Origin of the sequence: Pedobacter nototheniae, assembly GCF_004335085.1 — a bacterium.
In the GTDB taxonomy this organism is placed as follows: domain Bacteria; phylum Bacteroidota; class Bacteroidia; order Sphingobacteriales; family Sphingobacteriaceae; genus Pedobacter; species Pedobacter nototheniae.
This window is the reverse complement of record NZ_RQRS01000018.1, coordinates 1-21,744: the sequence shown is the minus strand read 5'-3', so window position 1 is coordinate 21,744 and position 21,744 is coordinate 1. Positions and strand designations below refer to the sequence as shown.

General features: G+C 34.3%; 21 protein-coding genes. 13 read left to right on the top strand and 8 right to left on the bottom strand.

Annotated elements, in window-relative coordinates:
- Window positions 1-56 precede the first annotated feature (56 nt).
- From EHC72_RS15570 to EHC72_RS15550, 5 genes are all read left to right on the top strand, one after another.
- Window positions 57-1,355, top strand: a complete 1,299-nt coding sequence (locus EHC72_RS15570; RefSeq protein WP_211660320.1) for a hypothetical protein — start codon at window positions 57-59, stop codon at window positions 1,353-1,355.
- A gap of 13 nt (window positions 1,356-1,368) precedes the next feature.
- On the top strand, window positions 1,369-2,055 hold the full coding sequence (locus EHC72_RS15565; protein WP_131538618.1) for a toxin-antitoxin system YwqK family antitoxin: 687 nt from the start codon (window positions 1,369-1,371) through the stop codon (window positions 2,053-2,055).
- 113 nt (window positions 2,056-2,168) lie between these two features.
- Entirely contained in the window at window positions 2,169-3,062 is an 894-nt protein-coding gene (gene lipA, locus EHC72_RS15560; RefSeq protein WP_131538617.1) for a lipoyl synthase, read from the top strand.
- 46 nt (window positions 3,063-3,108) lie between these two features.
- A complete protein-coding gene (locus tag EHC72_RS15555) occupies window positions 3,109-3,660 on the top strand; it encodes an RNA polymerase sigma factor (protein WP_131538616.1) in 552 nt (183 codons plus the stop codon).
- 2 nt (window positions 3,661-3,662) lie between these two features.
- Entirely contained in the window at window positions 3,663-4,508 is an 846-nt protein-coding gene (locus tag EHC72_RS15550) for an anti-sigma factor (RefSeq protein WP_131538615.1), read from the top strand.
- 96 nt (window positions 4,509-4,604) lie between these two features.
- Here the strand turns inward: EHC72_RS15550 and EHC72_RS15545 are convergent, their stop codons facing one another.
- A complete protein-coding gene (locus EHC72_RS15545; RefSeq protein WP_246029442.1) occupies window positions 4,605-6,113 on the bottom strand; it encodes an NAD(P)H-hydrate dehydratase in 1,509 nt (502 codons plus the stop codon).
- A gap of 98 nt (window positions 6,114-6,211) precedes the next feature.
- On the opposite strand from EHC72_RS15545, the gene yiaA reads away from it, so the two are divergent.
- Complete coding sequence (gene yiaA / locus EHC72_RS15540; protein ID WP_233167060.1) at window positions 6,212-6,670, top strand: inner membrane protein YiaA; 459 nt, start codon at window positions 6,212-6,214, stop codon at window positions 6,668-6,670.
- A 34-nt stretch (window positions 6,671-6,704) separates the two neighbouring features.
- Here the strand turns inward: yiaA and EHC72_RS15535 are convergent, their stop codons facing one another.
- A complete protein-coding gene (locus EHC72_RS15535; protein WP_165585843.1) occupies window positions 6,705-8,738 on the bottom strand; it encodes a M48 family metalloprotease in 2,034 nt (677 codons plus the stop codon).
- Window positions 8,739-8,897: 159 nt separating this feature from the next.
- Between EHC72_RS15535 and EHC72_RS15530 the strand changes: the two genes are divergently transcribed.
- From EHC72_RS15530 to EHC72_RS15515, 4 genes are all read left to right on the top strand, one after another.
- A complete protein-coding gene (locus tag EHC72_RS15530; RefSeq protein ID WP_131538613.1) occupies window positions 8,898-9,602 on the top strand; it encodes a gamma-glutamyl-gamma-aminobutyrate hydrolase family protein in 705 nt (234 codons plus the stop codon).
- 79 nt (window positions 9,603-9,681) lie between these two features.
- Window positions 9,682-11,631 carry a beta-N-acetylhexosaminidase gene (locus EHC72_RS15525; protein ID WP_211660319.1) on the top strand — a complete coding sequence of 650 codons (1,950 nt, stop codon included), beginning with the start codon at window positions 9,682-9,684 and terminating at the stop codon, window positions 11,629-11,631.
- 247 nt (window positions 11,632-11,878) lie between these two features.
- Window positions 11,879-12,340: a BON domain-containing protein gene (locus EHC72_RS15520; protein WP_211660318.1), complete on the top strand. Its 462-nt coding sequence runs from the start codon at window positions 11,879-11,881 to the stop codon at window positions 12,338-12,340.
- Between the two features lie 8 nt (window positions 12,341-12,348).
- Window positions 12,349-12,771: an SH3 domain-containing protein gene (locus EHC72_RS15515; RefSeq protein WP_131538612.1), complete on the top strand. Its 423-nt coding sequence runs from the start codon at window positions 12,349-12,351 to the stop codon at window positions 12,769-12,771.
- A 278-nt stretch (window positions 12,772-13,049) separates the two neighbouring features.
- Here the strand turns inward: EHC72_RS15515 and EHC72_RS15510 are convergent, their stop codons facing one another.
- The 4 genes from EHC72_RS15510 to EHC72_RS15495 form a co-directional block, all read right to left on the bottom strand.
- Complete coding sequence (locus EHC72_RS15510; RefSeq protein ID WP_131538611.1) at window positions 13,050-14,021, bottom strand: FKBP-type peptidyl-prolyl cis-trans isomerase; 972 nt, start codon at window positions 14,019-14,021, stop codon at window positions 13,050-13,052.
- Window positions 14,022-14,178: 157 nt separating this feature from the next.
- Window positions 14,179-15,174, bottom strand: coding sequence for an FKBP-type peptidyl-prolyl cis-trans isomerase (locus EHC72_RS15505; RefSeq protein ID WP_131538610.1), 996 nt, complete (start codon window positions 15,172-15,174; stop codon window positions 14,179-14,181).
- Window positions 15,175-15,234: 60 nt separating this feature from the next.
- Window positions 15,235-16,245: a DHH family phosphoesterase gene (locus EHC72_RS15500; protein WP_131538609.1), complete on the bottom strand. Its 1,011-nt coding sequence runs from the start codon at window positions 16,243-16,245 to the stop codon at window positions 15,235-15,237.
- A gap of 172 nt (window positions 16,246-16,417) precedes the next feature.
- Complete coding sequence (locus EHC72_RS15495; protein ID WP_131538608.1) at window positions 16,418-18,904, bottom strand: TonB-dependent receptor; 2,487 nt, start codon at window positions 18,902-18,904, stop codon at window positions 16,418-16,420.
- Between the two features lie 212 nt (window positions 18,905-19,116).
- On the opposite strand from EHC72_RS15495, the gene EHC72_RS15490 reads away from it, so the two are divergent.
- From EHC72_RS15490 to EHC72_RS22700, 3 genes are all read left to right on the top strand, one after another.
- Window positions 19,117-19,536 carry a nucleoside-diphosphate kinase gene (locus tag EHC72_RS15490; protein ID WP_131538607.1) on the top strand — a complete coding sequence of 140 codons (420 nt, stop codon included), beginning with the start codon at window positions 19,117-19,119 and terminating at the stop codon, window positions 19,534-19,536.
- A gap of 120 nt (window positions 19,537-19,656) precedes the next feature.
- Window positions 19,657-20,391, top strand: coding sequence for an FKBP-type peptidyl-prolyl cis-trans isomerase (locus EHC72_RS15485; RefSeq protein ID WP_131538606.1), 735 nt, complete (start codon window positions 19,657-19,659; stop codon window positions 20,389-20,391).
- 59 nt (window positions 20,392-20,450) lie between these two features.
- The gene (locus EHC72_RS22700; protein ID WP_165585842.1) at window positions 20,451-20,627 is read left to right on the top strand and encodes a hypothetical protein; all 177 of its coding nucleotides are present in this window, start codon (window positions 20,451-20,453) and stop codon (window positions 20,625-20,627) included.
- 62 nt (window positions 20,628-20,689) lie between these two features.
- On the opposite strand, the gene EHC72_RS15480 is transcribed toward EHC72_RS22700, so the two are convergent.
- Both EHC72_RS15480 and recF read right to left on the bottom strand, forming a co-directional pair.
- A complete protein-coding gene (locus tag EHC72_RS15480) occupies window positions 20,690-20,980 on the bottom strand; it encodes a DUF721 domain-containing protein (RefSeq protein WP_131538605.1) in 291 nt (96 codons plus the stop codon).
- On the bottom strand, window positions 20,973-21,744 hold a 772-nt coding region (recF, locus tag EHC72_RS15475), incomplete at its 5' end, for a DNA replication/repair protein RecF (RefSeq protein ID WP_131538604.1). The genes EHC72_RS15480 and recF, both read right to left, overlap by 8 nt.

Genomic DNA, 21,744 nt, shown 5'->3' with positions numbered 1-21,744 from the left:
TAAAGCCTAGATTTAGGGCACAAAATCACCGGGAAATTACTATTTTAACAAAACTGATGAAAAATTTCTTCATTCTCTCTCTAATTATAATGCTTTTTGGTTGTTCGAAAACCAAAACAGACGAGGCGTTACTGGAACTTGATAAAAAAGAATTAGCTGAATGTATAAATTACGATAAAATTCTATTTTACAAATTTGCCAAAATTGCTATCAGATCATCTGCCGTGCAAGACACAACCATGCCAGCATACCAAAAATTTGTGCAAGAATCGTCAAACCTCAATCGTACTTTAAATACCGTAAAACCTAATAGTAAGGAAAGCATTTCGGTTGTGGATGCGCTTTTAATTTACAATGACTATAGAAAGGTGAAGAAATTTGTGAAGGAAACAGATGAAGATATTTTCCCTTTATTGATAGAAGGTTTCACCGCCAACCGCGATAGTCTTAAAAACCAAAAATTACTGGTTAATAACGATAAGCTTTACTATCAAAATGTAGAACATGCTATTTTAAGTATGGCCGTATTGGCGACAAGGGATTTGGGCAGAGATTTTGCACTTTATGAATGTTCTAAAACACAACCAGAACTTTTAAAGGATAGTGAAGAAAAAACACTTTTAGAGTTTATAAGAGGATTCCTATTTTTCAGTCACCGCCTTCTTTATTTATCCGAAGATGGTTTATCAAGAAATATTACCTGGCTGGAGAAAAATAATACCATTCCACTACCTTATACCAAAGCCTTATTTGGCTGGGCTAATTTAAATAATGAACAAGCTAATACTGGCTTCCACAGTATGAATGTTTTGTTTAGAGGTTTTGATAGATTAATGATGGAGCGGGAAATTGATGAACAAAGGGCACTTGAAGACTTTGAACTCTTTTTAAAGGATGCTGAAAAATTAGGTCTACAAAATGAATTGGTATGGAGCGTAGAAAGTTATTTATATTTAAAAAAGGAAAACCCAGAGAAAGCCATCACAGCATTAAAAAAACTAAGTAATAGCCCAATATTAAGCGCCAGTGAAAAGGAAGCGACCAATAAAACTATTGATTATTTAAAAACCAGAGATTCTGATTCGAAACTTAAAGGCGCTTATGATAAATTTTTTATTGGTAAAATAGCCACTAAATATATGTTTGCTAAACTTGCACAAGTCGATTGGGAAAAGGTGATGAAGCAACAAAATATACCACACACGGCTGAGCTTTTTGCAAGCGTTAGAAAAGTAAAAAATTTAACTAATGCGGTTGATGAATATACAAATGATAAAGCTGTAGAGCAGGGTAAAAATAAGATTAAAGAAACTGGAAGCAATTTATTAGATAAAGCAAAAGGAATATTCAAATAAAAAAAATAAAATCATGATTAAGTTAATCTCTTTCTTCACGTTAATATTAATAGCAACAAACTCGTTTGCGCAACAAAAAACAATTTATTTTGATGCCGACTGGAAACCAACAACTAAAAATAAAATGGTTTATTACAGGCCAACACCTCAAGCGGCTAACGGTAAATTTTTATTTAAAGATTATTATAAATCAGGCAAACTACAGTTTGAAGGCTACTCATTATCACCAACCGAAGAAAAATTTGAGGGTTTGGTTACTTACTATGACGAAAATGGCAGAAATATTGAGCAATCGACCTTTAAAGACGGTATACTAAATGGCGAATTCAAAATATTTTATCCCAACGGGAAACTAAAATCTAAAGGAACTTACCTTGATGGCAACACAGATAAAAATTTATCATTTAATTATAGAGGTCTTGAAGATTGGAATGAAGAATATGATTTAGCTACAAAGTATGATCAGGATGATAAAATTGTTGAAATTATTTTCGACGGCAACATAAAAGGAATCAGAAAAGAGATTTTTTTTATTGATAAAATGATTAGATCCTATGATAAAGACGGCAAACTTATTGGAGAAGTGAAGCTGGATTATAATGACGAGCCAACCAACGGCGTTATGGCAGATTACACTTTTTCGCCTATGAAAGTAGAAAAAATCCGTACCTATAAAGATGGAAAAGAGGTAACGAAATAATATTTAACGCTGGTTAGTTTAATATAAATTCAACAATTTCTTCATAAAAAACATTACAACGACCAAACATTTCATTATTACAACTTTTCAGCAGGATTGTTTAACTTTGTACCATGATTGATTTACCGGTAGTACCTGCTGTTACAGAAGTTAAGCGCAAACCAGATTGGTTGAGAGTTAAGTTGCCTGTTGGAAAGGAATATGCACAAGTGCGTAGCCTTGTTGATACGCACAAGCTACATACGATTTGTGAGAGTGGAAATTGCCCAAATATGGGCGAATGTTGGGGCGCCGGTACTGCAACCTTCATGATTTTGGGTAATATTTGTACCCGTAGTTGTTCTTTTTGCGCCGTTGCAACGGGAAGACCATTAGCTGTTGATATAGATGAACCTAATCGAGTTGCTAATTCGGTAAAATTAATGGGCGTTAAACATTGTGTGATTACCTCAGTAGATCGCGATGATTTAAAAGATGGCGGTTCTATTATTTGGGCCGAAACTTTACAAGCGATCCGTCGCGAAAGCCCAATTACAACTTTAGAAACTTTGATTCCTGACTTTAAAGGACAGTGGGATAATTTATACCGTGTATTAGAGGAAAGGCCAGAAGTGGTTTCTCACAACATGGAAACCGTTAAACGCTTAACTAGGCAAGTACGTATACAGGCTAAATACGATAGAAGTTTAGAAGCTTTAAAAAGAATTTCCGAATTTGGCTTACGTACCAAAACTGGCATTATGCTTGGTTTGGGAGAAACTGAAGAAGATATTTTTGAGGCTATGGATGATTTAGTAGCCAACGGTGTACACATTTTAACTTTAGGCCAATACTTACAGCCAACTCGTAACCACCACCCTGTTGTAGATTGGATCCACCCGGATACTTTTGCAATGTATAAAGAAGTAGGTTTGGAAAAAGGCTTAAAATATGTAGAAAGTGGCCCGCTAGTACGTTCCTCATACCATGCAGAAAAACACTTGTTCCCAATAGAAGGAATTAGATAAAACATTTTTTTGGAATTATTGTTCAGTATTGTATATTAGCTAACTAGTGAGCACATTAAAAAAATCTACCTTAACTGAGCCAGAACTTGTTTTAGCATTACAGCAAAAAAATCCTGTAATACTTAAAACGATATACAGCATGTATTCTTCAGCACTTTATGGAGTAATTTCTCGTATTATAATAAATACTGAACTTGCTGAGGATGTTTTGCAAGAAACTTTTGTTAAAATTTGGCAATCTGCTGCACACTACGATCAAACAAAAGGGCGTTTATTTACGTGGATGATGAATATTGCACGTAACCTTTCTATAGATAAGCTCCGTTCAAAAGACTTTAAGAACTCACTTAAAAACCAAGACATAGAAAATAACGTAAGTTTCGTTGATGAACAAAATAAGGTTACGTTTAATCCGGATGTACTTGGCGTTAAACAACTTGTAGAGAACCTTAAACCTGATTTACAGGCTGTTCTTGATTTAGTTTATTACAAGGGCTTTACGCATGTAGAAGCCGCAGAAAAGTTGGACTTGCCTTTAGGAACGGTTAAAACCCGGATACGACTGGCTATTATAGAATTGAGAAGGAATTTTAATTGAGCGTGGAAAATTTAAAAGCATATATCGAATCTGGAGTACTTGAGCTGTACGTTTTAGGTGATTTATCGCCCGAAGAAGTAGCGCAAGTCGAAGAAATGGCATCTCTTCACCCTGAAGTTAGAGATGAACTTACTTCTATTGAACAGGCTATGGAGCAATATGCTATGCAAAATGCTATAGAACCATCTGCCAATGTTGAAACAAGAATATTTGATGTTTTAGGATTAAATACCGATGAGGAGAAATTTATTACTCCGGTTGCCTCACAAGAGCCTAAAATTATACAGTTAGATACAAGCAATGGTAAAATAAGAACACTACGTTATGCCCTTGTTGCTTGCGTTGCTTTATTAATTGTTAGTGTTGCCGCATTATTTATTACTTATAACAAACTTAATGATGCACATAATGAAATTGCTAGCTTAAGTATTGATAAACAAAAATTTGCTTCAAATGCAAGTAAACTGGAATTTGAAAATGCTGGCTTAGAAAATATGGTTGCTATGCACGATAGCAAAGAATGGGCATCAATCAAATTACAAGGTGTAAAAAGTAGCCCTTCTTCTAAAATGATGGTTTATTGGAACAAAGAAAATAAAAGTGTTTTAATAAATTATGCTGCAATGAAACTTCCTAAAACTGATGAAGCACATGAATACCAATTATGGGGCTTAGTAAATGGAAAACCTGTTAGTCTGGGTGTATTTAGCAGTGATGACAGAGCCAAAGAAGCTTTAGTGAAGATGCAAACCATAGAAGAAGCTCAGGCTTTTGCTGTTACAGTAGAGCCAATGGGTGGAAGCATTAACCCTACAATGGAGAAAATGTTGGTATTTGGTGGTGTTTAATTACCACCTCCTGAAACCAAAATATAAATTTGAATTATTGAAGACAATAAATAATATTTAAGCCTCTGGATAAACCCTGAGGCTTTTTTTGTTCAATTAAATTAAGGCTTTCTCTTCGGTTATCTTCTTTATTACTTTAGAAACTCTTTTTGCTACCTGCGATGCCGTAACCACAATCCTTGTTTTGGCTAAATCGTTGCCTGCTTTTCCATGAATATAGCAACCCATTATAGCTGCATCTTCTGAAGTATAACCTTGCCCTTTAAATGAGGCAATTATTCCGGTCAAAATATCACCCATACCGCCTTGCGCCATTGCCGGATTTCCTGTAAGATTAATGGTAACTTTCCCATTGGGCATACAAATAAAAGTAAATTGATTTTTGAGAACAATTACGATCTGAAGTTCTTTTGCTTTGCTTTTAGCCGTTTCTAATCTTTCCCACCAAGTTTTATGTTCTCCAAATAATCGATCAAACTCTTTCATGTGTGGCGTTAGAATTGAATCATTTGGCAATTTTGCTATTAAATCTTGTCTATCAGATAAAATATTAAGTGCATCAGCATCAATAATAAGCGACTTATTATTTGCGATTAAAGATTCTAAAAGTTTTTCATTCTCATCAGTAACGCCTAAACCAGGACCAATAGCAATTGCTTGATATTTAGCTGGGTGTTCTATCCTGGTATATTCATGCCTTGGTAAAGCCATAACTTCGGGCAAAAGAGTATTTATTGCCGTTAAACCACTTTGAGGGATACAAGCCGTGGTTAAACCCGCACCCGAATGTAAACAGGCCATTGATGAAAGCAGTGCCGCTCCCATTGTATCGGCATTCCCTGCCACAATTAAAACGTGACCATATGTACCTTTATGACTAAAATTCTTTCTCGGTTTTAGTTTTTCCTGAACATCATTTTTCTCTATAATGTAAAAATCCGTATCCGTGTTTTGAATAAAACCTTCATCTAAACCAATTTCTACCACTTCAAACTTTTCTGTTGCCTTGATTGATTCAGGAAAGAAAAAGTTAATTTTTGGTCTTTGAAAACAAATAGTTTTATAAGCTTTAACTCCATTGTAAGGATCTGGGATTTCTCCTTCAGTAAAAAAACCTGTGGGCACATCAACCGCATAAACCTTTTTATTTAATTGATTAACTGCGTTTACGAGTTGAAGGTAATCGCCAACTAAAGGTTTATTTAGGCCAGAGCCTAAAATAGCATCGATTATAATATCAGCTTCAACATTTTTAAACGCTGATGGTTGATCTATTTTTATTTTTGTACAGCTAGTTTCCTCCAATCTTTGCAAATTGATACTGTAATCATCGCTTTCCTTTTTTGCAAAATTGATTAGATAAACCTTTAGATTTTTATAACCAACAGCTTGCAACAGGTAAGCAATTGCTAACCCATCACCTCCATTATTTCCTTTACCGCATAAAAGCGCAATGTTTGCATCCGTATCGGGTTCATCTTTAATAAAAGAATTTACAAATGCTTTGGCTGCCTGTTCCATTAAATCAACGGAAGCAATGGGTTTATTTGCGATGGTATACTCATCAGCCTTGCGCATTTGAGCTGATGTTAATAGGGTTTGCATATAACTAAGATAATTTAATCTATCAATAAAATACGTTTTCGGCAGAGATTGTTTTTAAGGATACTTAAAGATATTTTTTTTTAAAGAATACCAATTGAATGAATTTAACGTTTCTACATCAACAAATTAAAACTCTAAATCTAACCAAGATGAATCAAAAACCATCAAATGCTTTCATTGCAGCAGCATGGATTGCATTAGGAATCGGCATGATTGGCTTTATTATCGGCCTATGGCGATCGGACATGTTACTAAATGAAAAAGGATATTATTTTACTGTATTGATGTTTGGCCTTTTTGCTGTAATATCATTACAAAAAGCGGTTAGGGATAAACTGGAAAGCATTCCTGTTACGGACATTTACTATGGATTAAGCTGGTTTTCGACTATTTTAACCATTGCTTTACTGGTTATCGGGCTTTGGAATGCAACACTTTTACCTAGCGAAAAAGGTTTTTATGCCTTTGCCTTTTTACTTTCTCTCTTTGGAGCTATATCCGTCCAAAAGAACACGAGAGATAGTCAAATTATTAACAGAAATCAAAATCCAGATTAAATTTATCAAGCCGGTTGTTTTGCAACCGGCTTTTTTATGCACTTAAAACTGATGTTTCCATATTAACTTCATAAACCAATAAATCCTTTTTGGCTTTAAAATGATATTCAGCAGTCAGATAAGCGAAATCATCAAGAGCCGCAAAAAGCAATTTCACTTGGTGATCAAAATATAAAGTACCAGCAAAATATACGAAATTAGCCTTGATGTACTCTAAGCTTCGTTCTTTCATTTCAGGAGTGATTAAAGATTCGTAGTCAACAGATTCTATTATATCTAAAAATAGCTCTTTAAACCTCACCTCCATATCTTTAACATCCATCAGGTTTTGTTTTATAGTTTCAAACGGTGTAGTTTGACTCATAAATGCCGACACTCTTAATAAATCTCCGTGCCCCTTAATCTGAGCATCAAAACGTTCTGCAATACGTATATATTCTGTATATCGTATTTTAAAAGTTTCATTTAATTGCTGTTCCGAAGCCTTAAACCTAAAATATTCAAAAATACGCAGGTCAAAATCTTTCAGCTTTTGATTATTAATTTCAACTTCTTTTTTTAATTCTTCAATCAGTTTTTTACAATCAGTCAGGTTATATTTTTGACCATCATAATCAAAGCTATTTATTTTTATAGCCTGCGCATCAATTTGCTCAATGGTTTCTAAATCAGAGATTATACTTTTGCTTTCAAAAATCAAAGCTAAATTTTCATCACTAAACAACTCTGTAGCGTTAATATTGAAAGTTAACAATGCCTGTTCAAAAGGATCACCATCAAATTCTACAACAGGATTTCTGTAATCAAAATAGCCATTAAACAATTCAGGAAAACAATTCGAAATATTTTCACTTACAAATTCTTCTTCAAATTTCTTAAAATCAGTTACCACTGGCTTTTCCTGGTAATTTACCCTATCAAATACCAAATCACTAATCCTTTTTAAAAGGCTGTCTTTATCGTTCAACAAATCGATAGCAATTCCTTTTTGATGATTTTTTAATGGAAGATTGAGCTTTTTTAAATGAGCCACCCTATCTTCTGTACTTGGATGCGAAGCCCATTGATCTTTAAGCACCAATTTAGATTTATTAAATTTCTTGTAATAATCTTCAGAAATCTGAGGCAACCCTCCATCTATTGATAAATGTTGTGTTCGGGCAAGAAAATTCATTACAAAATATTGTTGTGGATATAGATTATCTGTTCTTTCGTTTACGGATATCTTCTTGCTATAATAATTAAACACACTATCCAGGGCATAATCTGCCAATTGCAGGCGTAACAAAGAAGTAATTAAAGGCTTTGAACCTGCCACATATGCTGCCACAGTATCTGCATGAAATTCCATTTCTCTGGAAAGTGCCAAATGGCTTAAATTTACAATATCATAAACTTTAGTAAGCAAATATTGTATTCCGGACACTACTTTCCCTGCCAGCACCACAAAAATAGCAAAGTAAGAACTTAGTCCTGCCAGTTTTGATACTAAATTATTGTAGCTCTCGTTAGTATAAAGCATGTTATAAATAATCTGGTTTACATGATAAACATAACTTCCAACCTTCATGCTTCTTTGCGAGAAGTGACCGAATTCATGCGCCAAAATTGCTCTTAATTCGTCAACAGAAATGGTATTCATTAAACCCAAACCAATTTGCAAATTTTTTCTAATGGGAAAAAACATGCTCCAGAAACTGGAATCATAAAAAACAGATGCATTAACCTCCGATGAGACATAAACCTTTTTCGGAAATTGAGTCCCCACTTCTACAACTATTGAATTAATTAACCGAAATAGTTGGGGCTGTTCCTCTTCCGTGATTTCTGTCAAATGAGATCGATCTATTTTATTACGACTAAAAATAAATTTCAGCAAAAAGAATACGATTAAAAACCCGAAGGAGAATAAACCTGCACAAAGCATGAAAGTAATAAACATTGGCTTTGCTGCTACCAACATAATACCGGCATAGCAGCTTAAAATGGTTAATCCTATTGCAAAAACAACCAGAAACAAATAAGTAAATACGAATAGAATAATGGCTTGCACTGATCTTGAAGCCATTTTTTGAAATTGTTTTGAGGGTTTAAGAGCGTCGTCCATCATAATAAATTTTAAAATCAATGCAAGATAATAAAATGATTATAAAGTATTAAGCAAGTAAATATGTACTAACTTTTTCAAGGGTTTTATATCTTTATCCGCTTAAGTTGATAAGTTATTATGAGTGATAAAATCATTATTGGCGTTACTGATTGCAGCAAATACGAAATTTACAGAGATTGGGTATTGTCTTATGATAACCTGGTTGAAGTAATTAAACTGAGTTATAAGCTTAACAATTTTGAAGATATAAAACATTGCCGAGGCATAGTTTTAACTGGCGGAGAAGATGTACATCCTCGTTATTATAACCATTCAGAATATTATAATTATTGCCACGAAGATGATATTGACGAGTTGCGTGATGAATTTGAGTTTAAAATTTTGGATTATACTGAGCGACATCAAATTCCATTATTAGGTATTTGTAGAGGTATGCAGGTTGGTAATGTGTATTTTGGTGGTACATTAATTCCTGATATCGCCAGTTGGGGCAAGTTCGATCATGCTAAAATGCCAGATAAAAGTGATCGTTATCATGAAATTATTATTAACCCATCCTCCTGGTTAAATCAAATCGTAAATACGGATAAGGGTTTAGTAAATAGCAATCATCATCAAAGCACCGATAAGATGGGCAAAAACTTAGTTGTGAGTGCATTATCGCCTGATGGAATTGCCGAGGCTATGGAAAGATTATATCCAGAAGGAAAATCCTTTTTATGTTTTGTACAATGGCACCCAGAAAGGTTGAAAGACCAGCAAAGTCCTTTTAGTAAAAACCTACATGAGGCTTTTATAAGTGCAATTGTTAATTCTAAATGATCCTTATTGTATTAAACTCAATTCTTTTTTAATAAATTGCGGATTAATACTCATTGGTTAATCCGTTTTTAAATTATTAATGAAGAAATTATTTCTACTGATTTCTTGCTGCATCCTATCAGCAAGTTCCTTTTCACAATCTATAGTAAGCGAAACTGAAATTGGCGACGCTGAAGATATGATCTCACAAACACCAATTGCCATCATTCCGGAGCCGGTTTCTTTAATGAAAAAGGCTGGAACCTTTACCTTGCCGGAGAATGTAATTATTCAGGCACAAAAAAGTGGCGAACTTAAAGAAGCTATAGATTATCTATCTGAAAGGATAAGCAAAGCAACGGGCAAATTTGTAAGCAACCTGAACAATGCAGCACATCCTACAATTAAATTAATTTTAAATACTCAGGAAGAGACCCAATTGGGTAAAGAAGGATATAAACTTAATGTAAACCCTACTCAAATTGTAATTACCGCCAACAAACCTGCTGGTATTTTTTATGGCGTGCAATCCTTAATTCAATTATTTCCTGCTGAAATAGAAAGCAAAGAATTAGTAAACAATGTAAAATGGAAAGCACCTTGCGTTGATATTATCGACTATCCTAAATTAGTTTGGCGAGGATTAATGTTCGATGTGGCACGCCACTTTTTCACTAAGCAAGAAGTTAAGCAGTTTATTGATAATATGGTCCGTTATAAATTTAACGTACTACATTTACACTTAACAGATGACGAAGGTTGGAGAATTGAAATTAAAGGATTGCCCAAATTAACGGATGTAGGCGCCTGGAGTGTTAAAAAAACTGGAACATTTGGTGATTTTATTCCGCCAACTGCTGATGAACCACGTACTTACGGTGGTTTTTATACTCAAGAAGATATTAAAGAACTGGTACAATATGCACAAGATCGTTTTGTAAATATCCTGCCAGAAATTGATGTACCTGGCCATAGTTTAGCTGCTATTGCTGCCTATCCTGAATTATCTTGTACACCAGAAGCTGTGAATTATAAAGTTCGATCTGGAGAAAAAATTATGGACTGGAGTCGTGGCGCACCCCCTATTGCACTTGTTGATAACACGCTCTGCCCTGCAAATGAAAAAGTTTATAGTTTTCTTGATACCGTAATTACACAGGTAGCTAAGCTTTTCCCTTTTGAATATATTCACATGGGCGGCGATGAGGCATCACATAATTTCTGGGAAAAAAATGATCAGGTTAAACAATTAATGCAACGTGAAGGGCTAAAAACTATTCCGCAGGTGCAGGCTTATTTTGAAAAACGTGTAGAACAGATTGTGATTTCGAAAGGCAAAAAGTTTATGGGCTGGGATGAAATTTTAGATGGTGGCGTTTCGCCAACTGCTGCCGTGATGAGTTGGAGAGGAATGAAATATGGCATACAGGCTGCTAATGAAAAACATCAGGTGGTAATGAGCCCAACAGAATTTGCTTACCTGGATTATATGCAGGCTGATGCAATTACCGAACCTAAAGTTTATGCATCTTTAAGATTAAATAAAACCTATCAATTTAACCCGGTTCCAGCTGGCGTTGATGCTAAATATGTAATTGGTGGACAGGCTAATTTATGGACAGAACAGGTTTATAACATCCGCCAGGTAGAATATATGATTTGGCCTCGTGCTTTTGCCATTTCAGAATCTGTGTGGAGCCCAATTGAAAAGAAAAACTGGACAAACTTTACAGAGCGTACGGAGCAACAATTTAAACGCCTTGATTTTTCTGAAACCAAATATTCTCCAGCTATTTACGATCCAATTTTTAATGTAAAACGTTCTCCTGACAAGCAATTAATGATTGAGTTAAGTATGGAAATTGATGGATTAGATATTTATTACAGTTTTGATAACTCTACACCCGATCGTTTCTATCCAAAATATACAGCTGCCTTGGTTCCACCCAAAGATGCTAGTATGCTGCGTGTAATTACGTATAGAGGCAAACAACCAATTGGTCGTTTAATTAGCATGCCGATTTCCGAATTAAATAAAAGAGCGAAATAATAGTATAACGTCAGGCTTTTGAATATTCAAAAGCCTGATTTGTTTCCAGTCTGCCTATAAAGTTTTAATTCATATTTTTCAAATACACATGTTGGAAAATAATTTCACTATTTCATATTCAATTTAAACACAATCTTTATATTCGTTAAATCAAAATCATCCTTTTTTAGTTTATTAATAGTAGAATCATCCCCAGTACATTCTAAATTTTATTTAATAATTAATTAACCACCGTTAAAACAAAAAGATGAAAACAACTAAATTTTTAATGAGTATGGCCATTGCGTCCAGTCTATTTTTTGTAGGCTGTGGTCCTAAAGATGCCGATCTGCAAACTGCAATTCAGGCTAAAGAAGCAGCGGGCATCACTGTAGCTGTAGCAAAAGGTAATGTTACTTTAACTGGCGAAGTAGCCGACGAGGCTGCAAAAGCAGAAGCTGAAAAGATTGCTAAAGCAGAAAAAGGTGCCAAATCTGTAGTTAATAGCTTAACAGTTAAGCCTGTTGCTCCTGTTATTATTTCTGAAGATTCAACATTGAGCAAAAATGTTGTGGATGCTGTTAAGGATTTTCCAACAGTAAAAGCTGATGTTAAAGATGGAGTAGTTATTTTAACTGGCGAAATTAAAAAAGCTTCGCTAATTACTTTAATGCAACACATTAGCGCACTAAAACCTAGGAAAATTGATAATAAATTAACTGTAAAATAACGAGAAACATGTCATTAGAAGAAAAATATGCAGATTTAACAAATGCTGCAACAACAGCAGGAATTGCTGATTTAGCTGTGCGTGAACAGGATGGTATTTTATATGTTGATGGAACTGCTCCTGATGGTGCAACAAAAGATCACCTTTGGGAAATTTACAATCAAATAGATCCAAATTTTACTACAGGCGATTTAGTTTTAAATGTAAATGTTGCCATTGATGCAGCAGTTACACATGCCAAGGTAATTACCGAAAGTAGTAACTTAAATATTAGAAAAGGTCCAGGTACAGATCAACCAATTGTTGGTAAGGCTGCACATGGTGAAGTAATAACGCTAGTAAACAGAAGTAATGAATTGTGGTGGCTGGTACGCACTAATGATGGCGAAGAAGGTTATTGCTACGCTCAATACTTAGAGCCTCAAGCTTAAAACCTACTATATATTGCATAAGCCACGACCATGTCGTGGCTTTTTTATGGGCGTTTTTATCAAAAATGGAACTGAGTTTTGTTAACTAAACCCGATTAAACGAATGCCGATTATTTCTATCGGCAGCAGGGAAAGCGGGGCTGAAAAAACCGATTATTGCAGAAATTGCTTTCCAAATTCATCTGCATTAATCACGGGTTATGTTCTTGTACCAATGATTTTTAAATAAAAAAACCCTGCCAATTAAATTAGCAGGGTTTCAATAATATTTTTAAAAACTACTTTGCTAATGGAGCAGTAGCGGTGCTTTTAATAATTTGTTTCAATTCTACATCAAAAACCAATGGGGTGAAAGGATTAATCGGACCGCCACCATTTTCACCATAAGCCAATTTTGAAGGAAGAATAATTTTAATCTTTCCACCTGCACCAATAAGTTGCACACCTTCAATAAAGCCTTGCGGTAATTGACCTAAAGGCATTGGGCGTGGTGCATATTGCGCACTTGGCGAGTAAATACCTGCTTCTTTAGCTATTTTCTCATCCGAAGTATCAAATACATTAATTTTCCCATTACCTTTTTTGTTCGTAAACTGACCAGTATAATTAATCACAATAGTATCTTTTAAACTTGCACGCTCTGCATTACCTGGAGCCTCGATAACGTATTGTAGGCCTGAAGCCGTAGTTTTAGGTGTTAAATTATTTTCAGAAGTATATTTTTTGATCTTACCCTCTTCTGTCGCCTTATTTTTAGTAATTAAAACTTTGTATTCTGACTCGAAGAACTCTCTTTTCTTTTTCTCAAAAATAGAATCAGGCTCATTAGTCGCTTTATGTAAAACCTTTTCTATTTTAACTACAAAAGTTGAAAAGTTATCTTTAGAGCCTGTTGGTTTTGGCTGTCCAGAATATTTAGCCATTGAATCAAGGTTCAATTTAAAAACAGCACTATCTCCCTCGCCTAATAATTTTAAAGCTGCCACCATATCTCCCTTAAACATTGGTTTTCCAATAGGAAAAAATGCAGGTCGTTCATTATCGTAAGTATTTACAAGTGTAGAATCGCCATTGGTTTTAGTTTCAATTGATTGTACAGCATTTAACTTTACGTAATCTCCCTCCTGGATTTTTGCTTTACCTTCACTTTTATAAATTTTGTAGGTCATATCACCTTCACCCTTTTTGAAGTTATTACAAGCAGCTAAACCTAAAGTTGCTGCCAATACAATTACAATTCCTTTTTTCATTTTATCTTTTTAATCTTATTTATAGCGTAATGATGCCGCAAATATAGTTTATAATAATATGGATGTTATAAAATCAGTGTAAAATGTATTTCGGAAAAAACAAAAAAGTCCTGCTCAAATTAATGAACAGGACCTTTAACATCTTTTTGAAATGTTTTTATTTTTTAACTGGATTAACAACAGTTGGTTGCGGTTGTGCTACCGGAGCTGTTCCTTTTTTAATGTCTTTAATTTCAAGTTCAAAAACAATTGGGCTATATGGCATAATACCAGCCTGCATTGCTCCTTGCTCTCCATAACCTAATTTTGAAGGAATAATAGCCATAATTTTACCACCTTTACCAATTAATTGAAGTGCTTCTGTAAAACCTGGAATTGTGCCACCTACAGCCATTTTAGTTGGTCCGTAAGGTCTTCCAGCTTGGAATTTACCTTCAGCCTTTGCTACTTTCTCATCACTTGTATCAAAGATTGTGTAGGTACCTTTTTTATTTTTCTTAGTTAGTTTACCAGTATAGTTTACTTCAACAGTATCACCAAGAGCGGCACGATCTGCAGTTCCTGGTTTTTCGATAATGTATTGTAATCCAGAAGCAGTAGTTGTAGTTTTCAGTTTATTATCCTCTACGTAAGTTTTAATTTTCCCATCTTCAGCTTTTTTCTTAGCTTCCATAGTGGTTTTATAATCAGCTTGGAAAAACTCTGAAGCTCTTTTTCTGAATAAAGAATCAGGTTCGTTGGCATTCTTTTTAAATACTTTTTCAAATTTAACTGTAAAAGTCAAGTATTTATCATTTTTAAATTGCTCTGGCTTAGGCTGTTTGCTATAAAAAGCCATAGTATCTAAGTTAATTTTAAACTTTACACTATCACCTTCACCAAAAAGCGTTAAAACGTCATTCATATCACCAGCATACGTTTTTTTCTGAGCTGGAAATACTTGTGCCATTTCATTCTCGTAAGAACTTGCTAAAACTGAATCCTTATCATTTGTTTGAATAAAGTTCATTTTAACAATATCACCTTCTTTGATTTTTTCTTTACCTTCAGAGTGATAAACAGTGTATAATAAACCTCCCGCACCTTTTTTCTCTTGCTTACAAGCCGCTAGTCCTAATGTTGCTGCTGCTAGAATAATAATTCCTCTTTTCATTTATTTAATTTAACTTTTAATGTTTTTATTGGTTATTTAATTTATTCTTTATTTCGTTTTTTAAGCAATTAATTGGTTTTTATATTCAACCAAAATGCTTTTAAATTTATCAACAACTTCTGTTAATGAGTTATCCGAGGCTCCACCAGCAGCATTTCTATGTCCGCCACCATTAAAATATTTCTTACAAATTTCATTAGCAGGAAAATCCCCTGTTGATCTCAAAGATAGTTTAACTTTATCGGTACGTTCTATAATTAATGCAGCCAAGCGAATACCGTTAATTGATAATGCATAATTTACTACGCCTTCAGTATCACCGGTTGTGCTGTTGTACTTAGCTAATTCTTCTTTTGTTACAGAAATTATTGCCGTATTGTATTCTCTTAAAACCTCCAATTTATTAGATAAACAGTAGCCTAAAAAGCGTAACCTGTCTTCACTTGCATTATCGTAAACCAACTGATGTATTTTCCAGTGCTCGGCACCTAAATCAATCAAGTTAGCTGCAATACGATAAACATTTGAGGTAGCTAATGGAAAGCGGAAAGAGCCCGAATCCGTCATAATACCAGTATATAAACACGTTGCAACATCTTTACTAATGCCTTTTTCATCCTCTAGTTGATTTACAATAAAATCGTAAACCAATTGAGCTGCAGCGCATGCGTTAATATCCCAGTGGCGATAATCATCGAAATCTTCTGGCTCCAGATGATGATCGATCATGATTTTTTTAGCACCAGCAGCTCTAACTAATTCTCCTAATTCATTGATACGACTTAAGGTATTAAAATCTAAGCAGAAAATTAATGCGGCTTCATCAACCAATTTAGCTGCCTTTTCTTGCTCTTCAGTATAAATAATTACATCGGCATTGTTCGGCATCCAATGTAAAAAGTTAGGATAATCTGTTGGTGTAATTACTTTAACATGGTGCCCTTTTTGAATCAGGTAACCATATAAACCTAAAGATGAACCCATTGCATCGCCATCAGGTTTATGATGCGTAGTAATAACAATTCTTTTTGGCGTAGCCAGTATTGATTTTAATTCGGGTAGTGTTAACATAATTTTTGCGTGGCAAAGCTAAGTAATTTTCACATTAATTATATGATATTTAAAGCTTTCGTTTTTAAGGTATTTTAAACGCTAACTTGTTCAGTTAAAACAACTCCCTTTACAAAAAAAGCTGACCATCCTTATAATAGATGGCCAGCTTTTAAATTTAGTTTTTATTAAATTAAAATTTATAGGCTAGTGTTGTCATAAACTGACGCGGAGGAATAGGGTTTACGCTATAATTCTCGTGCACAAAGTAGCTTAGCTCGTTTGTTATATTAGAAACCTTGCCCAAAATGGATAGTTTTTTCCAACTATAACCTGCCGAAAGATCAACAGTTGTGAAGCCTTTTAAAGGAATTAAACGGTTCTCACCTTTAGCTATTTCAATCTTTGTCGGATTCCAACCACCGCTACGATCTCCTGTATAGAATACCGATGCTCCAAATTTCAAGCCTGCAAGTGTTCCATTTTGCATTGTATAAAATAAGGTCGCATTAGCCTTATTTTTCGTTGTGCCAACTAAACGAACACCAGTGATTGATCCAGAAGTTTGTCCGGTTTTTACACCTTTCTCATTGAAAAGATCTGTTATACCCAATGTTTCTGTAAAGCGAATAAAATTGTAACTATAGCCAGCAATAAAATTTAGACCTTTTACCAATGTGGCTGTTACATCTAATTCTACTCCATCACTCGCTGTTTTACCAGTAAGTTCTTTAACGTTTGTATCAGAATTTGGAGTTCCATCTGCTTTCAATAATGCCATTTGAGCTAAATTGCTATTCTTAATTCTATATACAGTAACGTTTGCAGATAACTTACCGTCAAAAAAATCATTTTTAACACCTGCTTCATATTGATCTAAAATTGAAGGACTTAAAGCACCATTATAAATATCCACGCCAGCATTTGAAGTAAAATTATTAGCATAACTAACATAAAATGAAGTGGTTTCTATTGGTTGATAAATTAATCCAACTTTTGGAGAGTAAGCTTTATCTTTTTTATCTTCAAGTTTTTTATCCAAAAGTGTACTCTTACCACTAACACCAGTTAATAAGTTTGAAAAATCTGTTACTGGTGTTTTTTGGAATGTCCATCTAATTCCGGCCAAAACCTTAAACTGTTTGTTAAGCTCAATTAAATCCTGCACAAAACCACCAACTCTATACACCGATGTTGTAGTTAATTGTGAGATTTCGGTGGCAGGCATTATTCCAGAACCATAATACGTTTCTGGCTTAAATACATTTATATCACCATAGTTATAAGAGGTAATTAAACTTCCATTTGGATTTTGCCCGAAATTAAAAGTACTACTTACAACATTTGATTGATCTGCATCAGCACCAACCAATAAAGTATGCTTTATATTCCAGGTTTTAAAAATACCATTTAAATTAATTTGCTGGTTATAGGTAAACTCATCAGTTTTACTTCGGGATAAATTACGTGCGGTAATTCCATCGGCATTTGCTTGAATACGCTCAGCACCAAAGTAATTTCTGTTGTAAGATTGTAAGGAAGCCAAAACATTTAACTTCCAGTTTTCATCAAAATTATGAATTACACTTAGCTGAGCAGTTGATGTATTTGTTTTATTATATGCCCACGGTGCATTTAAAAATTTTTCTCTACCAAAATCTACAATTTTACTGGCAACAGAACCTACACCAAAATCTGGAGTAAAATCGCTCTTTAAATAATCTGCTTGAACCAATACTTCTGTTTTACTACCTAATTTAAATAGCATAGATGGGTTAACATACATACGTTGAGACTTAACAATATCCCTAAAGCTATTTGAAGTTTCTGCTGTACCTATGATACGAAAAGCAGCGGTTTTGCTCATAGGCCCGTACCAATCAAAGCTAGGCTTATAATAATCATAACTGCCAGCACGGAAGGAAACCTCTCCTCCATATTCGAACTTTGGTTTCTTTGTAACCATATTTACAACAGATCCTCCAGTAACACCACCATATAGTAATGCAGCACTTCCTTTTAGCACCTCAACAGATTCTAAAGTACTTGCTTCTGGAGAACCACCAATGCTAGTTCTAATACCATTTTTAAATATATTATTACCTCCCAAACTATATCCTCTTGAATAAAAATTTTCGCCTACCGAACCACGATTTGCACCTAATGCTACGCCATTAACATTACGCATTACATCACCTAGCGTGTTAGCCTGTTGATCTGCAATTACCTGACTACCAATAACCTGAACAGATTGCGGTAAATCAATGGGTGCAATGGCAACTTTACCCAGGTTTACAGGTTTCTTATTTGGTGTTTTATACCCATTAACGGCAACTTCATCCAATTGAGAAGATGACTCTCCGATTGAGAAATCTACTTTTACAGTTTGCCCCTTTACCACCGAAATATTTTTTTCTTGAGCTGCTACTCCAACAGCTGAAATTTTGATTACATAATTACCTTCACTCAGGTTTTTAAATGTATACTTGCCCTCTTCATCAGTTTCTGTGGTTTTTGAAGTGCTTTTTAAACCTACACTAATGTATGGAGCGGGCTTTCCATCGCTCGTCCTTACTATTCCTGAAATTACACCTGTTTTAGTCTGCGCTATAGTATTTGATGAGCAGAGAATAATAAAAAGGCTTAACAAGCTTAAAAATTTAGTAAATGCTTTATACATGTTTGTCTATTTAGATTGATTTTAAATTGTGCAAATATAGCAGAACGTTTTAAGAAACAAAGCCTTATTTATAATTAATTTAAATAAGAATAGAAGCGTTGAAATAATTGCATAATCGACTGATTAGCAATAATTTTTAACCAGATGCTTTTACTAAAATTTATCTTTCGGTAAATAATTGTACTTTTGCAAAAAAATTGATATTAAACACAATGAGCACTAACAGAACTTTTACCATGATTAAGCCTGATGCAGTAGCTAATGGCCATATTGGAGCAATTTTAAACGACATTACAAATGCAGGTTTCAAAATCATTGCATTAAAATATACTAAGCTTACTGAAGAAACTGCTGGTCAGTTTTATGCAGTACACGCTGAGCGTCCTTTCTATAAAGATTTAGTAAGCTTTATGTCTTCAGGACCTATCGTTGCAGCTATTTTAGAAAAAGATAATGCTATTGAAGATTTCAGAAAATTAATTGGTGCTACTAATCCTGCTGAAGCTGCAGAAGGTACTATCCGCCAGAAATATGCAAAATCTATCGATGCAAATGCGGTTCATGGTTCTGATTCTGATGAGAATGCAGAAATTGAAGGAAACTTTTTCTTCAAAGCAGACGAGCGTTTCTAAGCTTTAGCAAAAAAGATTCAAATAAAACCTCGATTTTCGGGGTTTTATTGTTTTAAAAGAGTTTGTATCTTTCGATCAAATTAAACGCCTTTAGTTGCAGGTTATAAAGCAACACACAACATGAAGAAAGCAATTTTAACAATACTTATTTCGGGTGCAACGGTTACATCTTTTGCACAAACTAAAACTACGGCTAAAAAGCCTGCTACTAAAAAACCAACACCTGCTACAAAAACAACAACCGTAATCGCACTTAAATCTTCGTTAGATTCTGCGAGTTATGCTTTTGGAACATCAATTGGTTCTGGGTTAAAAACAACTGGATTAACCACCTTAAATTACGATATATTAATAAAAGGTTTAAAAGATGCTTTTACAGGTGGTAAAGTTTTACTAGATCAACAACAGGCTCAGCTTGCTATTAACGAAGCTTTAGCAAGTGTTAACAAAACAAAATTTGCGCCGAATATTGCTGAGGGAAAAAACTTTTTAGAGCAAAACAAAAAACGTGCAGGCGTTCAAACTACTGCTAGTGGCTTACAATATGAGGTTTTAAACGCAGGGACAGGCATTAAACCTACTGCAACTGATTCTGTTTTAGTGCATTATAAAGGAACGTTATTAAGTGGCAAACAGTTTGATAGTTCTTACGACAGAGGTCAGCCAATTACTTTTACTTTAAACCAGGTAATTAAAGGTTGGACAGAAGGCGTTCAATTAATGGCGGCAGGTTCTAAATACAAATTTTACATTCCTTATAATTTAGCTTATGGTGAGCGTGGTTATGGCCAAGATATTCCACCGTACAGTACGTTAATTTTTGAAGTAGAATTATTGAAAGTAAACGGTAAATAATCTTTTCCAAAAACTTTTCATATCAATATTGTGTTAGCTTAATACAAAATTATTTAGATATGAAAAGAGCATTTCCATTAGTACTTATTGCATTTTTATGCAGCACATTAGGCAGTTGCCAAATGATAGAGGGAATATTTAAAGCTGGCGTTTGGTCTGGAATTATTATAGTAGTAGTTGTACTTGCTTTAATTATCTGGATTCTGGCTAAAATATTCGGAGGTGGTAAAAGCTAATAAAAGCTTCCCCGAAAAAATATAAAGCGGTGTAAGGTTTCAAAGCCTTACACCCTAAAATTTTATAGAAAAACCATTTCTGTAATTACAATACTTCCTGCATGGTCATTCAGTTTCTGAATAATACCTTGGCGTACCATTAGCAACTCATTTTTAATAACGGAAGATTCGATTCTGATAAAAAGCTTTTTATCGTGGATATAAATCTGAGTAGTTCTGTTTGCGATAGCCGTTCCCATAATTTCGGGCCAGATGGCTAAAATGGAAGTTTCATCAAATTTACGGCGTAAACGATACACATCAAGCATTTTGCCGATGGCATCTTTTAAAGTTACATCATTAGGTTTACGCATTTTCTATAGTTCCATTTTCTACCTCGAACAAAGTTACATCAACTTCTATTTTTTTAAAAACTGATTTCACCCTTTCTATACCGGTATCTGTAATAAATATTTGCCCAAAATCCTGATGAGATACCATTTGCATTAATTTCTGCACTCGATTATCATCAAGCTTATCAAAAATATCATCAAGCAAAAGCAGTGGTTTAAATCCTTTATTTTTAGCTAAATAAGCATACTGAGCCAACTTTAAAGCAATTAAAAAAGATTTCTGTTGCCCTTGGGATCCAAATTTCTTTAAAGGCATTCCACTAATTATAAAAGCGAGTTCATCCTTATGTATCCCCGTGGTTGTACGTTCTAAAACCCTATCCTTTTCTACTGATTTTTTTAATAGTTGCTCAAAAGGATTTTCGTTCAGTTGCGATTGATAATTTAGCTCAACAATTTCATTGTTGTCGGTAATGTAAGTATAATATTGATCAAACAGCGGAATAAAATCATTCATAAAGGCTTTACGCAAAAGAAAAATTTTATTTCCTGATAAAACAAGCTGCTCATCTAAAATTTCAAGCAAAGCTGGATCATATCTTTTGGTGATCGCGATTTGCTTTAGTAATGCATTTCTATTTTGTAATATCTTATTATAATTAATCAGTTGATCGAGATAATGAGAATCAGTTTGTGAAATTACATTATCGATAAAACGCCTTCTTTCCTCGCTTCCATCCATAATCAAATTTACATCGTATGGCGAAACCATCACCACGGGAAAT

Bases quoted from the DNA above. Each gene is read 5' to 3' on its own strand.
- EHC72_RS15570 (WP_211660320.1), top strand. From the start codon at position 57: ATGAAAAATTTCTTCATTCTCTCTCTAATTATAATGCTTTTTGGTTGT.
- EHC72_RS15565 (WP_131538618.1), top strand. From the start codon at position 1,369: ATGATTAAGTTAATCTCTTTCTTCACGTTAATATTAATAGCAACAAAC.
- lipA (WP_131538617.1), top strand. From the start codon at position 2,169: ATGATTGATTTACCGGTAGTACCTGCTGTTACAGAAGTTAAGCGCAAA.
- EHC72_RS15545 (WP_246029442.1), bottom strand. From the start codon at position 6,113: ATGCAAACCCTATTAACATCAGCTCAAATGCGCAAGGCTGATGAGTAT.
- yiaA (WP_233167060.1), top strand. From the start codon at position 6,212: ATGAATTTAACGTTTCTACATCAACAAATTAAAACTCTAAATCTAACC.
- EHC72_RS15535 (WP_165585843.1), bottom strand. From the start codon at position 8,738: ATGGCTTCAAGATCAGTGCAAGCCATTATTCTATTCGTATTTACTTAT.
- EHC72_RS15530 (WP_131538613.1), top strand. From the start codon at position 8,898: ATGAGTGATAAAATCATTATTGGCGTTACTGATTGCAGCAAATACGAA.
- EHC72_RS15525 (WP_211660319.1), top strand. From the start codon at position 9,682: ATGAAGAAATTATTTCTACTGATTTCTTGCTGCATCCTATCAGCAAGT.
- EHC72_RS15520 (WP_211660318.1), top strand. From the start codon at position 11,879: ATGAAAACAACTAAATTTTTAATGAGTATGGCCATTGCGTCCAGTCTA.
- EHC72_RS15515 (WP_131538612.1), top strand. From the start codon at position 12,349: ATGTCATTAGAAGAAAAATATGCAGATTTAACAAATGCTGCAACAACA.
- EHC72_RS15510 (WP_131538611.1), bottom strand. From the start codon at position 14,021: ATGAAAAAAGGAATTGTAATTGTATTGGCAGCAACTTTAGGTTTAGCT.
- EHC72_RS15505 (WP_131538610.1), bottom strand. From the start codon at position 15,174: ATGAAAAGAGGAATTATTATTCTAGCAGCAGCAACATTAGGACTAGCG.
- EHC72_RS15500 (WP_131538609.1), bottom strand. From the start codon at position 16,245: ATGTTAACACTACCCGAATTAAAATCAATACTGGCTACGCCAAAAAGA.
- EHC72_RS15495 (WP_131538608.1), bottom strand. From the start codon at position 18,904: ATGTATAAAGCATTTACTAAATTTTTAAGCTTGTTAAGCCTTTTTATT.
- EHC72_RS15490 (WP_131538607.1), top strand. From the start codon at position 19,117: ATGAGCACTAACAGAACTTTTACCATGATTAAGCCTGATGCAGTAGCT.
- EHC72_RS15485 (WP_131538606.1), top strand. From the start codon at position 19,657: ATGAAGAAAGCAATTTTAACAATACTTATTTCGGGTGCAACGGTTACA.
- EHC72_RS22700 (WP_165585842.1), top strand. From the start codon at position 20,451: ATGAAAAGAGCATTTCCATTAGTACTTATTGCATTTTTATGCAGCACA.
- EHC72_RS15480 (WP_131538605.1), bottom strand. From the start codon at position 20,980: ATGCGTAAACCTAATGATGTAACTTTAAAAGATGCCATCGGCAAAATG.